A 17162-nucleotide genomic window follows, 5' to 3' on the forward strand; every position below is an offset into this window, starting at 1 on the left:
CAATGGCTGACGAACCGCTGGTCCTGGGGATCGAGACCTCCTGCGACGAGACCGGTGTCGGCATCGTGCGCGGTACGACACTGCTGGCCGACGCGATCGCGTCCAGCGTCGACGAGCACGCCCGTTTCGGCGGGGTGGTCCCCGAGGTCGCGTCCCGCGCGCACCTGGAGGCGATGGTCCCGACGATCGACCGCGCGCTGAAGGAAGCCGGGGTGAGCGCGAAGGACCTCGACGGCATCGCCGTCACCGCCGGGCCGGGGCTGGCGGGTGCGCTGCTGGTGGGCGTCTCGGCGGCGAAGGCGTACGCGTACGCGCTGGGCAAGCCGCTCTACGGCGTCAACCACCTCGCCTCCCACATCTGCGTCGACCAGCTGGAGCACGGGGCCCTGCCCGAGCCGACGATGGCGCTGCTCGTCAGCGGGGGGCACTCGTCCCTGCTCCTGTCCACGGACATCACGTCGGACGTACGGCCGATGGGCGCGACGATCGACGACGCGGCGGGCGAGGCGTTCGACAAGATCGCGCGCGTGCTGAACCTGGGCTTCCCGGGCGGTCCCGTCATCGACCGCTACGCCCGCGAGGGCGACCCGACCGCGATCGCGTTCCCGCGCGGCCTCACCGGGCCACGCGACGCCGCGTACGACTTCTCCTTCTCCGGTCTGAAGACCGCCGTGGCCCGCTGGATCGAGGCCAAGCGGGCTGCGGGAGAGGACGTTCCGGTGCGGGACGTCGCCGCGTCCTTCCAGGAGGCCGTGGTGGATGTGCTGACGCGCAAGGCCGTACGGGCCTGCCGTGATCAGGGGGTGGACCATCTGATGATCGGTGGTGGCGTCGCCGCCAACTCCCGGCTGCGGGTGCTGGCCCAGGAGCGGTGCGAGGCGGCCGGGATCCGACTCCGGGTGCCCCGGCCGAAGTTGTGCACGGACAACGGGGCGATGGTGGCCGCGCTGGGCGCGGAGATGGTCGCGCGGGGGCGCGCCGCCTCGGACTGGGACCTGTCGGCGGACTCGTCGTTGCCGGTGACGGATCCACATGTGCCGGGGACGGGGAACGGGCATGCCCACGGTCATGCCCACGGGCATGATCACGATCATGTGCACGAGCTGGCGAAGGACAACCTCTACTCGTGACCGTCGCCCTGATGTGGGAGGCGCGGGCCGTGGCGGGCCGGGGCGAGGAACTGCTCGCCTGGGCCCGTGCGCAGGAGCTGCCGGGGGAAGCAGGACGGCTCCTGCGCCGGGAGACCCTCCGGGCGCCCCAGGACCGCGTACTGGTGATCACGTGGTGGGACGCGGACTACGACGCGGAGTTGCCCGAACTGCCGGAGCCGGATGGTGAGTTGGTCAGCCGGGCGGTGCACCGGTGGCGGTTCGAGTCGCTGGGCGGGTGAGGCGGCGGTGGCGACTCTCGCCGAAGCGGTCCAGGGCGAGGAACAGGACGGGTACGCAGGCCAGCGGGATGCCCACGAACAGCAGGTACATGTGCGTCGGCCGGTCGGTGACGATCAGCCAGATGGAGAAGACGAACAAGGCGGCCGCGACCCCCAGGATCGCGATGGCCGTCCGCTGCCACGCCTTGCGCCTTCGCGCCTCGCGCTCGACGCGTTCCTCCACGTCGGGCCGCGTCTCCAGGGAGGTGAGCCCGAGCTGTACGGCGGTGGCGCACAGGTCGGCGACCTCGGCGATCGGGTCGGTCAGCTGGTGGTCGTCGAGGTGGTGGAGGCGGGCCCGGCGCCCGTCGGTGGCGTAGAGATACGCCGACCAGCGGGGGGTGCCCCGCTTGTTGTCCTCGACCCGGATGCCGTAGATCTCGGACCAGGTCCACGTGCGGGTGCGCAGCGCCCCTCGTACGGTGACCCCGTCGGCCGTGACGAGCGTACGCGCCCGCCACTGCTCCAGCCCCACCCGGCCGATGGCGACCGTCCAGGCCACCACGACGAGCCAGTCCAGGCCCGACCGCCCGAACTCCGTCATCGACCACACCGTGTTGGCGCAGATCAGCCCGCCCGCGACGACCAGCATGATGTAAGAGGGCGGAACCCCTTGTGCCTTGCGGTACTCCCGCTCGATCCCGACACTCATCCGAACCCCCCGTTCACCAGGCCCTCATGGCGTACGCATGGGGCGGAGGGATGTTACAGCTTGTTGTCATGAACGGGAGGGGTGGTCGGTACGGCGCGTACTGAGGGGGGAGTACGTGGCTGTTCGGTGGACAGTACGGTGATCGAGCGGTCACTCTGGGTTGATGGTGCACGGTGTGGAGTGGGCGGCGCAGGGGTCGGGTGGTGAGCCCGAGTCGTCGGACAGCATGAAGGCGTTCGGGGCCGTTGTGCAGGCGCTGCGGGAGCATGCGGGGTTGAGCCGGGAGGAGTTCGGGGCGCTCGTCCATCTGTCCAAACACTCCGTCGCCTCCATCGAGTTGGGGCGTCGGCTCGCGGATCAGCGGTTCGTGGAGCTGGCGGAGGGGGCTACGGGCAGCACGGGGGCTGTGGGGGGCGCGTTCAGACATATGGCTCGGCAGCCGGGGTTGGCGGCGTGGTTCAGGACGTGGGCGAGGCTTGAGCGGGATGCCGTATACCTCGCTACGTACGAGTGCCGCCTGGTTCCGGGGTTGTTGCAGTCCGAGGGGTACGCGCGGGCGGTGTTCGGCAATCGCATCCCGCCGCTGTCGGACGAGCAGTTGGAAGCGCAGGTTGCCGCGCGGATGGAGCGGCAGGGCATGCTGCGCGAGCGGCCCAACACCTCGTTCAGCTTCGTCGTGGACGAGCACATCGTCCGGCGTCGTCTGGGCGGAAGCGAGGTGTCGCGGGGCCTGTTCGATCACATGCTCGCGCACGCCCAACTCCGCAACGTGGAGATCCAGATCATGCCGCTCGAATGCCAGGCGCACGCGGGGCTGGACGGCCCGCTGGCACTGCTGGAGAACCCAGACGGGAGGCATCTCGCCTACGCCGAGGGGCAGGAGACCGGACGCCTGATTGCCGACGGAAAAGAGGCGGCCGTCCTGCACCGTCGGTATGCGACACTCCGCGCACAGGCTCTCAGTCCCCTGGACTCCGTGAGCTTGCTGGAGCGGATCAGAGGAGCGTTATGAGCATCACCGAACCTGCGTGGTTCAGGTCCAGCCACAGTACGGATCAAGGTGACAGCTGCGTTGAAGTCGGCCTGGACTGGCGCAAGTCCACGTTCAGCGGCACTGCGGGCGACAACTGCATAGAAATCGCCGCCACCCCCGCCACCATCCACATCCGCGACTCCAAGGACACCACCCGCCCCCACCTCGGCCTCGGCCCCTCCGCCTGGGCCGCGTTCGTCGTGCACGCGGCGGCCCAGGCGGACTGACCGTCAGCTCTCGGCCACCCGGACCTCCGTCTCGCAGTGCAACCGGCGGTTCGGGCCCACCTCGCGGACCGGGCCCGTCAGCGTCAGCCGTGCCCGGTGGCGGATGTCCGCCGTGGACGCGCCCAACCGCAGTTCCAGGGCCCCCGGTTCGACCGTCCGCCGCCCCGAGCGTCCTGCGAACGACGACACGTCGGCGTGGAAGCGGAAGGTCACGCGGGAGGCGGCGCCCGGATCCAACTCCAGCCGCTGGTAGGCGATCAGGCGTACGTCGGGGCGGGTCACCGAGGCCACCGGGTCGTGCAGGTAGAGCTGGACGACCTCCGCACCCGCCCGCTCACCCGTGTTGCGGACGGTCAGCGAGACGTCGTACGTGTCATCCCCGTCCGTGGCGATCTCCGGAGCCGGGCCGTCGTCACTGCTCCCGCCCTCGAAGTCCGTCCACTCGAACGTCGTGTACGAGCGGCCGTGCCCGAAGGGGTACAGCGGGGTCGGGTCGATGTTGCTCGCGCCACCGCTGAGGCCCAGGGGCGGCTGGAGGTACGTCCACGGCTGGCCGCCGGGCCGGTTCGGGACGCTCACCGGCAGGCGGCCCGAAGGGGAGACGCGGCCCGACAGCACTCCCGCCACCGCCGGGCCGCCTTCCTCTCCCGGGAAGAACGCCTGCACGGTTCCGGCCAGTTGGCCGTTCCAGCGGCCCAGTGCGTAGGGGCGCCCGGTGAGCAGCACCAGCACCACAGGGGTGCCCGTCGCCACCAACGCGTCCAGCAGCTCCGCCTGGACCCCCGGGAGGCGGAGGTCTTCCGCGTCGCAGCCCTCGCCCGAGGTGCCGCGACCGAAGAGGCCCGCCCGGTCGCCCAGTACCGCCACGCAGACGTCCGCCTCCGCCGTGCGGGCGACCGCCTCCGGGAAGCCTCCGGTGTCCTCGCCGTCGACGTCGCTGCCGGCCGCGTACGTGATCTTCGCGTCGGGGAGTTCGGTGCGCAGGGAGTCCAGGACCGTGGGGATCTCGATGCCCAGCTGGGTGCCGGGGTGGGCCGGGAGGACGTGGGAGGGGAAGGAGTAGCAGCCGAGCATGGCCAGGGCGTCGTCCGCGCGGGGGCCCACCACCGCGATCCTGATGTCCGGGGCCAACGGCAGTACGGCGTCCGGGTTGTCCAGCAGGACCACCGACTCCTCGGCCAGACGGCGGGCCAGGGCGCGGTTCTCGCGGGGGTCGAGGTCGACCTCGCCGCCTTCGGTCTCCGGGGCCCAGTCCTCGTCCAGCATGCCCAGCCCGCACTTCTGGAGCAGGACCCGGCGGGCGGCCCGGTCCACCAGGGACTCGGGGATCCCGCCCGCGCGGACCGCCTCCACCAGGGCCTCGCCGTAGCAGCGCAGGGAGGGGAGTTCCACGTCGATGCCGGCCGTCAGGGCCGCCCCGGCGGCCTCCGCGCGGCTTCCCGCCACGCGGTGGTTCGTCTCCAGGAAGCCGACGCCGAAGTAGTCGGAGACGACCGTGCCGGTGAAGCCCCAGTCGTCGCGCAGGAGTTCGGTCAGGAGGTGGGGGTCCGCCGAGACCGGGACGCCGTCCGTCTCCGTGTACGCGGCCATCACCGAGCGCGCGCCGCCCTCGCGCAACGCCATCTCGAACGGGGGCAGGGTCACGTCCGCGAACTCCCGTACCCCGGCTCGTACGGGCGCGTGGTTGCGGGCGCCGACGGACGCGGCGTACCCGGCGAAGTGCTTCAGGGTGGCGACGATGCCGGCCGACTCCAGACCCCGGACGTACGCCGTGCCGACCGTGCCCACCAGGTACGGGTCCTCGCCGATCGTCTCCTCGACCCGGCCCCAGCGCGGGTCGCGGACCACGTCCAGGACGGGTGAGAGCCCTTGGTGGACGCCGACCCGCGCCATGTCCCGGCCGATGTGCCGGGCCATGTCCTCCACGAGCGGTGGGTCGAAGGTCGCGCCCCAGGCCAGGGGGACCGGGTAGGCGGTCGCACGCCAGGCGGTGAAGCCGGCCAGGCACTCCTCGTGGGCGACGGCGGGGATGCCGAAACGGTTCGCGGCCATGATGCGGCGCTGGGCGCGGGCCAGTGCCGCCGCGCCCAGCGCCGGGTCCACGGGGGCCGTGCCGAAGGTGCGGGTGAGCTGGCCGAGGCCCCGGGTGATCAGCTCGTCGAAGTCGAACGTCTCCGACATGCCCTGCTCGTCGGGGGCGATGTCCTCGCCGCTGGAGTCGCTCTTCACCCACACGCCGTACAGCTGGGCGCACTTCTCCTCCAGGGTCATCCGGGAGAGAAGGTCGTCGACCCGGGCCGCTGCGGGCAGGGCCGGGTCACGCCAAAGGGCCGTGGTCATGAAACTCCTGTCATGGGTTGGTGAGTTTCAGTGCATGGATGCGATGGATGCGCTGGGTGTGATGAGGTCTCATTTGCCGCCCACCCCCATCAACCCGCCCACCAGCGCCCGTCGCGCCACCAGGTACACGGCGAAGATCGGGATGCCGGAGAGGACGACTGAGGCGAGCACGGCGGGGATGTTGACGCCGAACTGGCTGACGTAGTTGAAGAGTCCGAGGGTGAGGACCCGTGGCTCGTCGGACTGGGTGAAGATCAGCGGGAAGAGGAAGCCGTTCCAGGCCTGGAGCGCGGAGAAGATGACGACCGTGCTGATGCCGCCCTTGGCCAGCGGGATCGTCAGCTGGAAGAGCATCCGCAGGGGCGAGGCGCCGTCGAGGGCCATCGCCTCGTACAGGTCCTCGGAGACGTCCCGGAGCGTGCCCACCAGGACCAGGACCGAGACCGGCATCGCGAAGGCCGCCGTCGGGAGGATGACGGCCAGGAGGGTGTCGTAGAGGTCGAGTTTCGCGATGAGCAGGTACAGCGGGACGACCACCGCCTGCGCCGGGATCGCCACCCCCAGCAGGAACAGGCGGAAGGCGGCGTTCGACCAGCGGTCGCGGGTGCGGACGGCCACGTACGCCAGGGGGATGGACAGGGCCAGGACGATGCCCACCACCGACACCGCGACGATCGCCGTGTTGCTCAGCAGATGGCCGAAGCCGGTGGTCAGGACGGTGTTGTAGTTGTCGAGGGTCGGGTCCGTGGGGGGCTTGAGGGGATTGCCCGTCAACGCCTTGTCCGCGCTCGTGAGAGAGGCCGACAGCATCGCGTAGATCGGGATCAGGACGATGACCAGCCAGACGAAGGCGCCGAGGCCCGCGACCGGGTTGGCGCGCCTGGTCCAGTGGCGGCGCCGGCGTGGGGCGCTCGCCCGCACGCGTCGGGGCTCGTCGGTCTTCGTGGGGCGCGCCAACGTATCGTGTGACACTCCGTCACATCCCTTCGCGGGTGCTGCGCATGCCGCCGAAGCCCGTCAGCCGGACCAGGACGAGCGACAGGCCGGTCGCGGCGAGGACCAGGAAGGACGCGATGGCGCTCGCGTAGCCGAAGTCGTACGTCTTGAAGCCCGCCTCGTACATCAGGTACGGCAGGATCGCGGTGTCCGTGCCGGGGCCGCCCTTGGTGAGGATCAGGACCGTCTCGAAGTACGTCAGTGAGCCGACCACCATCAGGACCGTGGACGTGGTGATGGTGTGGCGCAGCTGCGGGAGCGTGATCGAGAAGAACTGGCGGTAGCGGCCGGCGCCGTCGATGGCGGCCGCCTGGTAGAGGACGTCGGGGATCTGGCGGGCCCCGCCCTGGTAGATCAGGGTGTGGAAGGGGATGAACTGCCAGCCGCCGACGAAGACGATCGCGAGGAACGCGCCGCTCTGCGAGCCCAGGGTGTCCTTCTGGATGATGCCGAAGTTCGGGTCGAGGAGGGCGTAGAAGAGGATCGCGATGGCGGTGGAGGAGAGCAGGAACGGGACGAAGAAGACCGCGGAGAGGATCGCGCGGTTGCGCTGCCGGCCCGCCGCCCACACGCCGAGCAGCAGGGCGACGACCGTCTGGAAGGCCCAGCTGGCGACCGTCAGCACGACGGTCAGCCAGAGGGACTGGGTCATCCGTGGGTCGTCGAGGAGCTTCTTCCAGTTGTCGAGGCCGACCGGCCGCGGGTCGCCGAGGCCGTCCCAACTGGTGAAGGAGAGGTAGAGGGCCAGGGCCATCGGGACGACCGCGAAGAAGGTGAAGAAGAGGACGCCGGGGAGGGCCCAGGCGGCGTGCGGGCGGCCGGCGCGGCTCGCCCGGTGCGCCGGCCGCTTCCGTGCCGTCGGGGGCTTCTCGACCGTGACGGTCACTTGAGCCCCTTGCAGGCCGTCACGAACTCGCTCGGTGAGGACTTGCCCGCGAACAGCTTGCCTATCTCCGTGTGCATCTTGGTGCCGAGCCCGTCGCCGAGCGCCTGGTCCCAGGAGAGGGTGAAGGCGGGGGCCTGCTGGACCATGTCGTACTGGAACGTCGCGTACTCGGGATTGGGCGAGGAGGCGAGGAGGTCGGCCGCGTTCGAGGTGGTCGGGACGTCGCCGTTGTCGATCAGGGCCTGCGCGTACGCCTCCGAGGCGCAGTCCTTCAGGAAGCCGACCGCGAGGTCCTTGTTCTTCGTCCGGGCGTTGACGGACCAGTAGTTGGTGGGGTTGCCGACGACGTTGCGGACGTCGCCGGTGCCGCCCTCGACGGTCGGGAAGGCGGCCCAGCCCAGGTTCTTCCTGGCGAAGTCCGGGAACTTGCCGAGCTGCGTGGAGTACTCCCAGGAGCCCATCAGATGCATGGCGGCCTTGCCGCGCGCGAAGACCGCGGGGGCGCCGCCGTTGACGTACGACACCGAGGTGAACTTGGAGCCGAAGGCGCCGTCGTCGACCAGTTCCTTGACCAGTTCGGCGGCCCTGAGGACGGTGGGATCGCCCCAGCCCTCGGCGTCGCCGTCCTGGATGCGCTTGAAGACCTCGGGGCCGCCGAGGCGGTCGACCAGGTACTCCAGCCACATCAGCTCGGGCCAGACGTCGGAGCCGCCGAGGGCGAAGGGAGTGATCCCCGCCTTCTTCAGCTTGGCGTTGTTGTCGAGCAACTGGTCCCAGGTGGTCGGCGGCTGGAGCTTGTGCTCGGCGAAGACGGCCTTGTTGTAGAAGAGGATCACCGGCTGCATGCCGCGCATCGGGATGCCGTAGTGGTGGCCCCCCAGGTCGCCGGCGGCGAGGACCGAGGGCAGGAAGCCGTCCTTGAGGACCGGGTCGCCCTCGATGATGTCGGTGAGGTCGACGAGCTTGCCCGCCTCCTCGTACGGCTTGATCGAGCCGCCGCCCCAGTTGAAGAAGACGTCCGGGGCGCTGGGGGAGCCCATCGCCGTGCGGAGCTTGGGGGAGTAGTCGGAGCCGGGCACCTTCTGCAGCTTGATGGTGCCGCCGGCCTTCTTCGCCGCGGCCGACTTGTTGAACCGGTCGACGCCCGCCTGCTGGACCTTCACCGCGTCGTCGCCGTACACGAACGCGGTGAGCGTCCTGCCGTCCCCGCCGCCGCCTCCGCCGCCGGAGCCGCAGGCGGTGAGGCCGGCGCCGAGTCCCGCGGTGACCAACGAGGCGGAACCGGCGCCGAGGAACCAGCGCCTGCTGAACGAACGGCCGCCGTCGCCCGGGCCGCTCCCGGGGGACCGGCCCGCGTTCGTCCCGGTCGACTGGCCTCTGCTCGACTCCATGACAGCACCCTTCACGAATGTTCGGACGTGCGAATGTTTCGGATGGCACCTCGAATGTTCCGGGAACTTATGGCCGTCGAAAGGGTTCGTCAAGAGGTCGCGCAGGGATACGATCCGGTTCATGAAGCCCGCGAAGTCCGAGGAAACCCAGACAAGAGCGCGTGCGTCGCACTCCACGCAGACGGCGACGCTCGCCGAGATCGCCCGCCAGGCGGGTGTTTCGGCTCCGACTGTTTCGAAAGTGCTCAACGGCCGCGCGGACGTCGCGCCCGGGACCCGCACCCGCGTCGAGGACCTGCTGCGCGCGTACGGCTACCGCCGCCGGCGCGCCGAGGCGACCCGGTCGCCCCTCATCGACCTGGTCTTCCACGAACTGGAGAGCGCCTGGGCGATGGAGGTCATCCGGGGCGTCGAGAACATCGCGCGCGAGGAGGGCCTGAGCGTCGTCCTCTCCGAGAGCGCCGGCCGCCTCACCCCCGGCCGCACCTGGGCCGACCAGGTCGCCGCCCGCCGCCCGCACGGTGTCGTCCTCGTCCTGTCCGGGCTCGACGAGTCCCAGCGCGCGCTCCTGACCAGCAGGTCCATCCCGTTCGTGGTGATGGACCCGGCGGGCGACCCCGGCGACGACGTGCCCTCGATCGGCGCCACCAACTGGCAGGGCGGCCTCGCCGCCACCCGCCATCTGATCGAACTCGGCCACCGGCGCATCGGCGCCATCAGCGGACCCTCGCGGATGATGTGCAGCCGCGCCCGGGTCGACGGCTACCGGGCCGCGCTGGAGACCGCCGGGCTGCCGGTCGACCCGGGTCTGCTCAGGGCCGGCGACTTCCACCACGAGACCGGATACCGGCTGGGCCTGGAGCTGCTGCGCCGCCCCGACCGCCCGACGGCCGTCTTCGCCGGCAACGACCTCCAGGCGCTCGGCCTCTACGAAGCCGCCCGCGAACTGGGCCTGCGGATCCCGGAGGACCTGAGCGTGGTCGGCTTCGACGACCTGCCGGTGGCCCGCTGGGTGGGGCCGCCCCTGACGACCGTACGACAGCCGCTGATGGAGATGGCCGAGGCGGCGGCCCGGCTGGTGCTCGACCTCGGCCGGCAGGAGGGATCCTCCGCGGCGACCCGGGTGGAGCTGGCGACGAGCCTGGTGGTGCGGAGCAGCACGGGAGTGCCTCCGGCTGTCTAGCGGGTGTGCCGCGGATGTATTGACGAGTGTGGGGCGGCCCCCCACACTGCTCCGAGCCAATCGGTTGCACCACCGAAACTTTCGGAGGCACCCGCATGAGAACCATGAGCACTCTCAGAACCGGCTTCTCCCTCACCTCGCTGCTCACCGGCGCCGCCGCGCTCGCCGCCCTGCTCGTCGCGGCCCCCGCCGCCCACGCGGCCGACCCGCCCCTGCGCGACCTCGCCGCCGCCAAGGGCAAGGCGATCGGCACCGCGGTGACCGGCTCCAAGCTCACCGGCACCTACGGCGAGATCGCGGGCCGGGAGTTCAACTGGCTCACTCCCGGCAATGCCATGAAGTGGGGCTCCATCGAGCCCACCCGGGGCACCTTCAACTGGACCGAGGCCGACCAGATCGTCGACTTCGCCGAGGCCCACGACCAGGACGTACGCGGCCACACCCTGGTCTGGCACAGCCAGAACCCGAGCTGGCTCGACAACGGCACCTGGACGCCCGCGCAGCTCAGCCAGCTGATGAACGACCACATCGCGCTCGAAGTCGGCCGCTACAAGGGCCGGTTGGCCGCATGGGACGTGGTGAACGAGCCGTTCAATGAGGACGGCACCTACCGCCAGACCCTCTGGTACAACGGCCTCGGCACCGACTACATCGCCCAGGCCCTGACCGCCGCCCGCGCCGCCGACCCGGCCGCCAAGCTCTACATCAACGACTACAACGTCGAGGGCGTCAACGCCAAGAGCACGGCCCTCTACAACCTGGTCCGGGACCTGAAGGCACGCGGTGTCCCGATCGACGGGGTCGGCCTCCAGGCCCACCTGATCCTCGGCCAGGTCCCCTCCACCCTCCAGCAGAACATCCAGCGCTTCGCCGACCTGGGCGTGGACGTCGCCATCACCGAACTCGACATCCGCATGCAACTGCCGGCCACCGAGGCCAAGCTGGCACAGCAGCGCACCGAGTACGACGCCGTGGTGAAGGCCTGCGTGGCCGTGACCCGCTGCACCGCCGTCACGGTCTGGGGCTTCACCGACTCCGACTCCTGGATCCCGGACACCTTCCCGGGCCAGGGCGCGGCGACCCCGTACGACGAGAACTACGCGCCGAAGCCCGCCTACTACGGCATCGTGACCGCGCTCGGCGGCACGGCCGGCGAGCCGCCGGTCCCGGCCGGCTGCTCGGCGACGTACAGCGTCGCGAACCAGTGGAACACCGGCTTCACGGGCAACGTGACGATCCGTTGCGCCGCCGGGTCCTCACTCTCCTCCTGGCGGGTCACCTGGACGTTCGGGGCGGGGCAGCAGGTCGGTCAGGCCTGGAACGCGACGTGCACCCAGACCGGCGCGACCGTCAGCTGCGCCAACGACCCCTGGAACGGCGGCGTGTCGAGCGGCGGCTCGGTGAGCTTCGGGTTCAACGGCACCTGGAGCGGCAGCAATCCGGTGCCGACGGTGACGCTGGGATGAGAGCGGTTGAGAGAAGTCTGAGAATTTCCGAAGGAAAGGCGTCATGAGGTTCTGCCCGTAACAATTCGGACGTAAGTTCCTGTGCGTGAAGGGTGAAGAAAGCGCGTGCGGGGACGGCAACGGGGGCATGGGCAGACAGCGGCGCCGGCTGAGGATCGCCGGGTTCACACTCGTCGGAGCGCTCGTACTGGGCGCGGGCGGGGCGGGCTGGACGTTCTGGCGGCTCAACGACAACATCAGGAGCGTCGACATCGACGCCGCCCTCGGTGACAACCGCCCCGCGAAGACCGGGCCGACGACCTCGGCCGATCCGTCCGATCCGTCCGCCTCGCCCTCCGCCCTGCCGTCCGCCCTGCCGAGCGGCGCGCTGAACATCCTCGTCCTCGGCTCCGACTCCCGCAGCGGCACGGAGAACGCCGAACTCGGCGGCGGCGACGACGGCGCGGGCGCCCGCTCGGACACGGCGATGGTCGTCCACATCGACGAGGGCCGCGCCGGGGCGACGGTCGTCAGCATCCCCCGCGACACCCTGGTCACCCGCCCGTCCTGCCCGCTGGAGTCGGGCGGTTCGTCGTCGGTGGCGTACAACGCGATGTTCAACAGCGCGTACGCGGTCGGCGGCCCGGTCTGCGCGGTCAAGACCGTCGAGTCGATGACGCACGTCCGCATGGACCACTACATCGAGATCGACTTCTCCGGCTTCGCGCAGCTCGTCGACGCCCTCGGCGGCGTCACGGTCACGACGGACGAGGACATCGACGACGACGATTCGCACCTGGAGCTGACGGCCGGCACGCACCACCTGGACGGCGAGAAGGCCCTCGCCCTCGCCCGCACCCGCCACGGCATCGGCGACGGCAGCGACCTCGGCCGTATCGGACTCCAGCAGACGCTGGTGAAGGCCCTGCTGGACCAGATCTCCTCGACCGACCTCCTCACCGACCCCACCCGGCTCTACGAGGCCGCCGACGCGATCACCGGCAGCCTCACCACCGACACCGACGTGGACTCCCTGACCGAACTGATGAAGCTGGGCCAGAGCCTGAAGGGCCTGTCCTCGGACACCACGAAGACCGTGATGATGCCGGTGGTCACGGCCCCCTACGACGGCAACCGGGTGGTGGCGGACGAGCCGGAGGCGAGCGAGCTGTGGGAGTCGCTGAAGTAGCCGGAGCAGGGGCGGAAAAATATTTCGAGGGAATCCGGCGACCGTGTCGATCCGGGGTGCGGCCGTTCGACGCATGGGTGAGAGTCGGGGAGAAGCCCCGGCCACCGATGCACCTGGAGTCACCATGCCGCGCTATCTCTCGATGATCCAGATCGACGAGAAGACCGCCCCCGCCGAGGGCCCGAGCCCCGAGCTGATGCAGCGGATGGGGGACCTGCTGGAGGAGATCACCAAGGCGGGGGTCATGCTCGACACCGCCGGGCTGATGCCGAGCGCGCAGGGGAAGAGGGTGCGCTGGGAGAGCGGGCAACTGTCGGTCACCGACGGGCCGTTCACCGAGACCAAGGAGGTCGTCGGCGGCTATGCGCTGATGCAGTGCAAGGACATGGCCGAGGCGGTCGAGTGGGCCAAGCGGTTCCTGAAGGTGCACGAGGAGTACTGGACGGTCACCTGCGAGGTGCGGGAGATCCAGGAGGGCTGAGCCCGCTTGGCTCCGCTGCCCTCCGGGTGTCTGATGGTGGGCTGTGACCCCACAGCCCACCGCCGCCCCCTCCGGCCCCGCCCCCGATCCCGACGCGGCCATCGAGACCGTCTTCCGGATGGAGTCGCCCCGGCTCATCGCCGGGGTCGCGCGGATTGTGCGGGACGTCGGGATCGCCGAGGAACTGGCCCAGGACGCGCTGGTCGCGGCGCTGGAGCAGTGGCCGCGGGACGGGGTTCCGGACAACCCGGGGGCCTGGCTCATGGCCACGGCCAAGCACCGGGCGATCGACCTCGTGCGCCGCCGGGAGCGGTATGCGCGGAAGCTGGCGGAGGTGGGGCGGGACCTGGAGGCGGCGGGGCCGTATCTCGACCGGCCGTCCGACCCGGACGACATCGACGACGACCTGCTCCGCCTCGTCTTCACGGCCTGCCACCCCGTGCTCTCCGCCGAGGCCCGCATCGCCCTCACCCTGCGCCTCCTCGGCGGCCTGACCACGACCGAGATCGCCCGTGCCTTCCTGGCCCCCGAGGCGACGGTCGCCCAGCGCATCGTCCGCGCCAAGCGCACGCTGGCGACGAAGAACGTCGCCTTCGAAGTGCCGTACGGCCCCGACCGCGAGGCCCGCCTCGACTCCGTGCTCGAGGTCATCTACCTGATCTTCAACGAGGGGTACGCGGCCACCGCCGGCGACGACCTGTTGCGCCCCGCCCTCTGCGAGGACGCCCTCCGACTCGCCCGCGTGCTGGCCCAGTTGATGCCCAAGGAGGCCGAAGTGCACGGCCTGGTGGCCCTGCTGGAGCTCCAGGAGTCGCGCGCCGCCGCCCGTACGGGCCCGGCCGGCGAACCCGTCCTCCTCAAGGACCAGGACCGCCGCCGCTGGAACCGCCTGCTCGTCGCACGGGGCTTCACCGCCCTCGGCCGCGCCACCGCCGCCGCGAGCGGTGCCCCGGGCCCGTACGCCCTGCAGGCCGCCATCGCCGCGTGCCACGCCCAGGCGTACACCTACGAGGAGACGGACTGGCCGAGGATCGCCACGCTGTACGCCCTGCTCGCCGCGCGCTCCCCGTCCCCCGTGGTCGAGCTGAACCGCGCGGTCGCCGTCTCCATGGCCGAGGGCCCCGGCCCCGCCCTGGAGATCGTGGACCGCCTGGCCACCGAGCCCGCCCTCCACGAATACCACCTCCTGCCGAGCGTGCGAGGAGACCTGCTGCGCAGGCTGGGCCGTACGGAGGAGGCCAGGGAGGAGTTCGTCCGAGCGGCCGGACTGACCCGCAACGAGCGGGAACGGACGCTGCTGCTGGCGCGGGCGGAGGAGGGGGAGGGGGAGCGAGGGGGCGCCTCGTAGCTCGGGGGTGCGGTGGGCGCCTCATGGCTCGGGGGTGCGGGTGGTGTGGCGGGTGCGGGTGGGTGGGGGCTGGTCGCGCAGTTCCCCGCGCCCCTGAAAGCAGGGGCTGCGCCCCGTGATTTTCGGCCCGCGGGCCCGTCGTTTCCGGGGCGGGGGCTACGCCGGGTGGCCGATCAGCATTGTCGGGGCGCCTGCGACCCGGGTCAGGAAGACCGTCGCCGAGTTGCGCCCCTGCGGCTTGACCTTCTTGCGCAGTTCCTCCGGCTCGACGGCCGACCCCCGCTTCTTCACGGTCAGGATGCCGACCTCGCGCTCCCGGAGCAGGGCCTTCAACTTCTTGACGTTGAAGTGGAGCCGGTCGGTGATCTCGTACGCGGTGGCGTACGGCGTGACGTGGTGTTCGTCGGCGGTGATGTAGGCGATCGTGGGGTCGATCAGCCCGCCCGCCAGGTCCTCGGCGACCTCGGCGACGAGGTGGGCGCGGATGACGGCCCCGTCGGGCTCGTACAAGTACCGCCCCACGGAACGGACTTCGGGGTCGGGCAGGCCCCGGCCCAGCAGGCTCCGCGGCCCGGGCAGCAGGGTCGCCCGCACCGCACCCCCCGTCCCCGTGCCGAACCAGAGCACCGCCTCCTTCACATCGCCGCCGTCCGAGATCCACTCGGCCTCGGCCTCGGCGGGAACCGCCTCGTGGGGGACACCGGGGGCGATCTTCAGGGCGGCGCGCGGGGCCTTGAGGGCGGTGGCGACGGCCCAGGAGAGCGGTGGCGAGTAGGCCTCGGGGTCGAAGATCCGGCCACGTCCGCCGCGCCGCGCCGGGTCGACGAAGACCGCGTCGTACGGGGAGACGTCCACCTCCGTGACGTCCGCCTCCCGCACCTCGACGAGGTCGGTGAGGCCGAGCGCGTCGGCGTTGGCGCGGGCCACCGCCGCCGTCAGGGGGTCGCGGTCGACGGCCAGGACCCGGATGCCGGCCCGGGCGAGGGCGATCGCGTCGCCGCCGATACCGCAGCACAGGTCGGCGACGGACGTCACGCCCAGCGCGCGCATCCGCTCCGCCCGGTAGGTCGCCACGGTCGTCCTGGTCGACTGTTCGACCCCGTTCGGCGTGAAGAACATCCGCTCCGCGTCCGCCGCCCCGAACTTCGCCGCCGCCCGCTGCCGCAGCCGCGCCTGCGCCATGGCCGCCGAGACCAGCTCCGCCGGGTGGTCGCGGCGCAGCCGGGTCGCCACGGCCAACTCCCGCGCCGGTTCGGTGCCGCGCACCTCGTCGAGGAGGGCGCGGCCCTCGGGAGTGAGGAGAGGGGTGAGGAAGGAGGCGGGGTCGAGGTCGTTCACCGGGCCATTGTCGGTCAGGGGCCCGGTGGTGTGGGCCAGTCGGTGGACGCTCCGGGGCCGGCGGCGGTGTCGGGGCGGTGGGGAGGGGCCGTCCTGCGAGGATGCAGCGCCATGCGATTCGTACGACAAAATGATGGAAAGAGTGCGAAGCGGGCGGATTTCCGGAGGGGGTGCGGCGGGGTCCGGGGTGGGGTCCGGGGCGGCGTCGCCCTGCTCGCCGCCGCGGTCGTCGTCGCCGGGTGTGCCTGGGGTGGTGCCGAGGAGGCGTCGGAGAGGGGTTCCGCCGAGCGGCGGGAGACCGCCGGGCCCGCCCACGGTCAGCAGCGCGGCCAGCGGCCCTTCGACGCGCCCGGCGCCCGTGCCCTCGACGCGTACGCCGGAAAGGTGCGCCGGGCGCACGCCGCGCGGGTCGCCGCCGCGAAGCGCTGGGGGCTGGCCGAGGTGCCCCTGAGCGCGCCCGCGCCCCCGGCGGAGAAGCCGGCGCTCGGGACGCGGAAGGGGTTCGAGGTCGACGGTCATGTGGAGGACGGACTTCCGCCGGTCTTCACGACCGTCCCGACCCGCCACAAGGTCGTCTTCCTCACCATCGACGACGGCGCCGAGAAGGACCCCGCGTTCCTGCGGATGATGAGCGACCTGCGGGTCCCGTACACCGCCTTCCTCAGCGACTACCTGATCAAGGAGGACTACGGCTACTTCGAGCGGATGCGGGACCGTGGCGTCGCCCTCAACAACCACACCCTCAACCACCGCCACCTGCCCGCCCTCTCGTACGACTCCCAGCAGCGCGAGATCTGCGGCATGCAGGACGTGATCGAGCGGCGGTTCGGCACCCGGCCCACCCTCTTCCGGCCGCCGTACGGCAGCTACGACCAGGACACCCTCCGCGCGGCCAAGACCTGCGGCATCGAGGCCGTCCCCCTGTGGAACGAGGAGGTCTTCGCCGACCGCTGGGACTACCGCGAATGGGACCGCCGACTCCGCCCCGGCGACATCGTCCTCAGCCACTTCCGGGGCAAGGGCGACGGGAAGGGCACCATGCCCGACATGATCCGCCGCTTCCTGAACCTGGTCACCGCCGAGGGGTACGCGGTGGCGAGGCTGGAGGACTACCTGTGAGGGCCGGCGGGGGGCGCGGGACGCCGCAGGGCGTGCCCGGGGTGCGAGGCGCACAGGGGGCGCGTCACGGGGCGCGCGGTCCGGCGGTCCGTACGCCGGCGGCCC

The 17162-nt window shown here is 71.3% G+C and carries 16 protein-coding genes; 10 read left to right on the forward strand and 6 right to left on the reverse strand.

What is annotated here, in order from left to right; all coding sequences use genetic code 11:
* The first annotated feature begins 2 nt into the window (after nt 1–2).
* Complete coding sequence (tsaD, locus tag OG202_RS30125) at nt 3–1130, forward strand: tRNA (adenosine(37)-N6)-threonylcarbamoyltransferase complex transferase subunit TsaD (RefSeq protein WP_443052299.1); 1128 nt, start codon at nt 3–5, stop codon at nt 1128–1130.
* The gene (locus tag OG202_RS30130) at nt 1127–1390 is read left to right on the forward strand and encodes a hypothetical protein (protein WP_326578550.1); all 264 of its coding nucleotides are present in this window, start codon (nt 1127–1129) and stop codon (nt 1388–1390) included. The genes tsaD and OG202_RS30130 overlap by 4 nt, the downstream gene beginning before the upstream one ends.
* Here the strand turns inward: OG202_RS30130 and OG202_RS30135 are convergent.
* The gene (locus tag OG202_RS30135; RefSeq protein ID WP_326578548.1) at nt 1344–2081 is read right to left on the reverse strand and encodes a PH domain-containing protein; all 738 of its coding nucleotides are present in this window, start codon (nt 2079–2081) and stop codon (nt 1344–1346) included. The genes OG202_RS30130 and OG202_RS30135 overlap by 47 nt on opposite strands.
* 163 nt (nt 2082–2244) lie before the next feature.
* On the opposite strand from OG202_RS30135, the gene OG202_RS30140 reads away from it, so the two are divergent.
* Together OG202_RS30140 and OG202_RS30145 are read left to right on the forward strand one after the other, a co-directional pair.
* Complete coding sequence (locus OG202_RS30140; RefSeq protein ID WP_327728156.1) at nt 2245–3093, forward strand: helix-turn-helix domain-containing protein; 849 nt, start codon at nt 2245–2247, stop codon at nt 3091–3093.
* Complete coding sequence (locus OG202_RS30145) at nt 3090–3341, forward strand: DUF397 domain-containing protein (protein ID WP_326578544.1); 252 nt, start codon at nt 3090–3092, stop codon at nt 3339–3341. Before OG202_RS30140 ends, OG202_RS30145 begins: the two co-directional genes overlap by 4 nt.
* 3 nt (nt 3342–3344) lie before the next feature.
* On the opposite strand, the gene OG202_RS30150 is transcribed toward OG202_RS30145, so the two are convergent.
* The 4 genes from OG202_RS30150 to OG202_RS30165 all read right to left on the reverse strand — a co-directional run bounded on the left by OG202_RS30150 (nt 3345) and on the right by OG202_RS30165 (nt 8954).
* Complete coding sequence (locus OG202_RS30150) at nt 3345–5681, reverse strand: glycoside hydrolase family 3 N-terminal domain-containing protein (protein WP_328223897.1); 2337 nt, start codon at nt 5679–5681, stop codon at nt 3345–3347.
* Between the two features lie 69 nt (nt 5682–5750).
* Nucleotides 5751–6653, reverse strand: a complete 903-nt coding sequence (locus OG202_RS30155; protein WP_405895279.1) for a carbohydrate ABC transporter permease — start codon at nt 6651–6653, stop codon at nt 5751–5753.
* Nucleotides 6654–6657: 4 nt separating this feature from the next.
* Nucleotides 6658–7563: a carbohydrate ABC transporter permease gene (locus OG202_RS30160; protein ID WP_326578540.1), complete on the reverse strand. Its 906-nt coding sequence runs from the start codon at nt 7561–7563 to the stop codon at nt 6658–6660.
* Nucleotides 7560–8954, reverse strand: a complete 1395-nt coding sequence (locus tag OG202_RS30165) for an ABC transporter substrate-binding protein (RefSeq protein WP_328223898.1) — start codon at nt 8952–8954, stop codon at nt 7560–7562. Before OG202_RS30165 ends, OG202_RS30160 begins: the two co-directional genes overlap by 4 nt.
* Before the next feature lie 121 nt (nt 8955–9075).
* Here OG202_RS30165 and OG202_RS30170 point away from each other — a divergent pair, with 121 nt between their 5' ends.
* From OG202_RS30170 to OG202_RS30190, 5 genes are all read left to right on the forward strand, one after another.
* A complete protein-coding gene (locus OG202_RS30170; protein WP_326578537.1) occupies nt 9076–10137 on the forward strand; it encodes a LacI family DNA-binding transcriptional regulator in 1062 nt (353 codons plus the stop codon).
* Between the two features lie 104 nt (nt 10138–10241).
* Nucleotides 10242–11603, forward strand: coding sequence for an endo-1,4-beta-xylanase (locus OG202_RS30175; protein WP_328223899.1), 1362 nt, complete (start codon nt 10242–10244; stop codon nt 11601–11603).
* A 127-nt stretch (nt 11604–11730) separates the two neighbouring features.
* On the forward strand, nt 11731–12771 hold the full coding sequence (locus OG202_RS30180) for an LCP family protein (protein WP_328224739.1): 1041 nt from the start codon (nt 11731–11733) through the stop codon (nt 12769–12771).
* A gap of 124 nt (nt 12772–12895) precedes the next feature.
* Nucleotides 12896–13252 carry a YciI family protein gene (locus OG202_RS30185; RefSeq protein ID WP_326578533.1) on the forward strand — a complete coding sequence of 119 codons (357 nt, stop codon included), beginning with the start codon at nt 12896–12898 and terminating at the stop codon, nt 13250–13252.
* A gap of 43 nt (nt 13253–13295) precedes the next feature.
* Nucleotides 13296–14600: an RNA polymerase sigma factor gene (locus tag OG202_RS30190; protein ID WP_328223900.1), complete on the forward strand. Its 1305-nt coding sequence runs from the start codon at nt 13296–13298 to the stop codon at nt 14598–14600.
* A 156-nt stretch (nt 14601–14756) separates the two neighbouring features.
* Here OG202_RS30190 and OG202_RS30195 read toward each other — a convergent pair whose 3' ends face one another.
* A complete protein-coding gene (locus tag OG202_RS30195; protein WP_328223901.1) occupies nt 14757–15938 on the reverse strand; it encodes a class I SAM-dependent methyltransferase in 1182 nt (393 codons plus the stop codon).
* Between the two features lie 111 nt (nt 15939–16049).
* On the opposite strand from OG202_RS30195, the gene OG202_RS30200 reads away from it, so the two are divergent.
* The gene (locus OG202_RS30200; RefSeq protein ID WP_328223902.1) at nt 16050–17057 is read left to right on the forward strand and encodes a polysaccharide deacetylase family protein; all 1008 of its coding nucleotides are present in this window, start codon (nt 16050–16052) and stop codon (nt 17055–17057) included.
* Nucleotides 17058–17162: the final 105 nt, after the last annotated feature.

The organism is Streptomyces sp. NBC_00310 (genome assembly GCF_036208085.1).
In the GTDB taxonomy this organism is placed as follows: domain Bacteria; phylum Actinomycetota; class Actinomycetes; order Streptomycetales; family Streptomycetaceae; genus Streptomyces.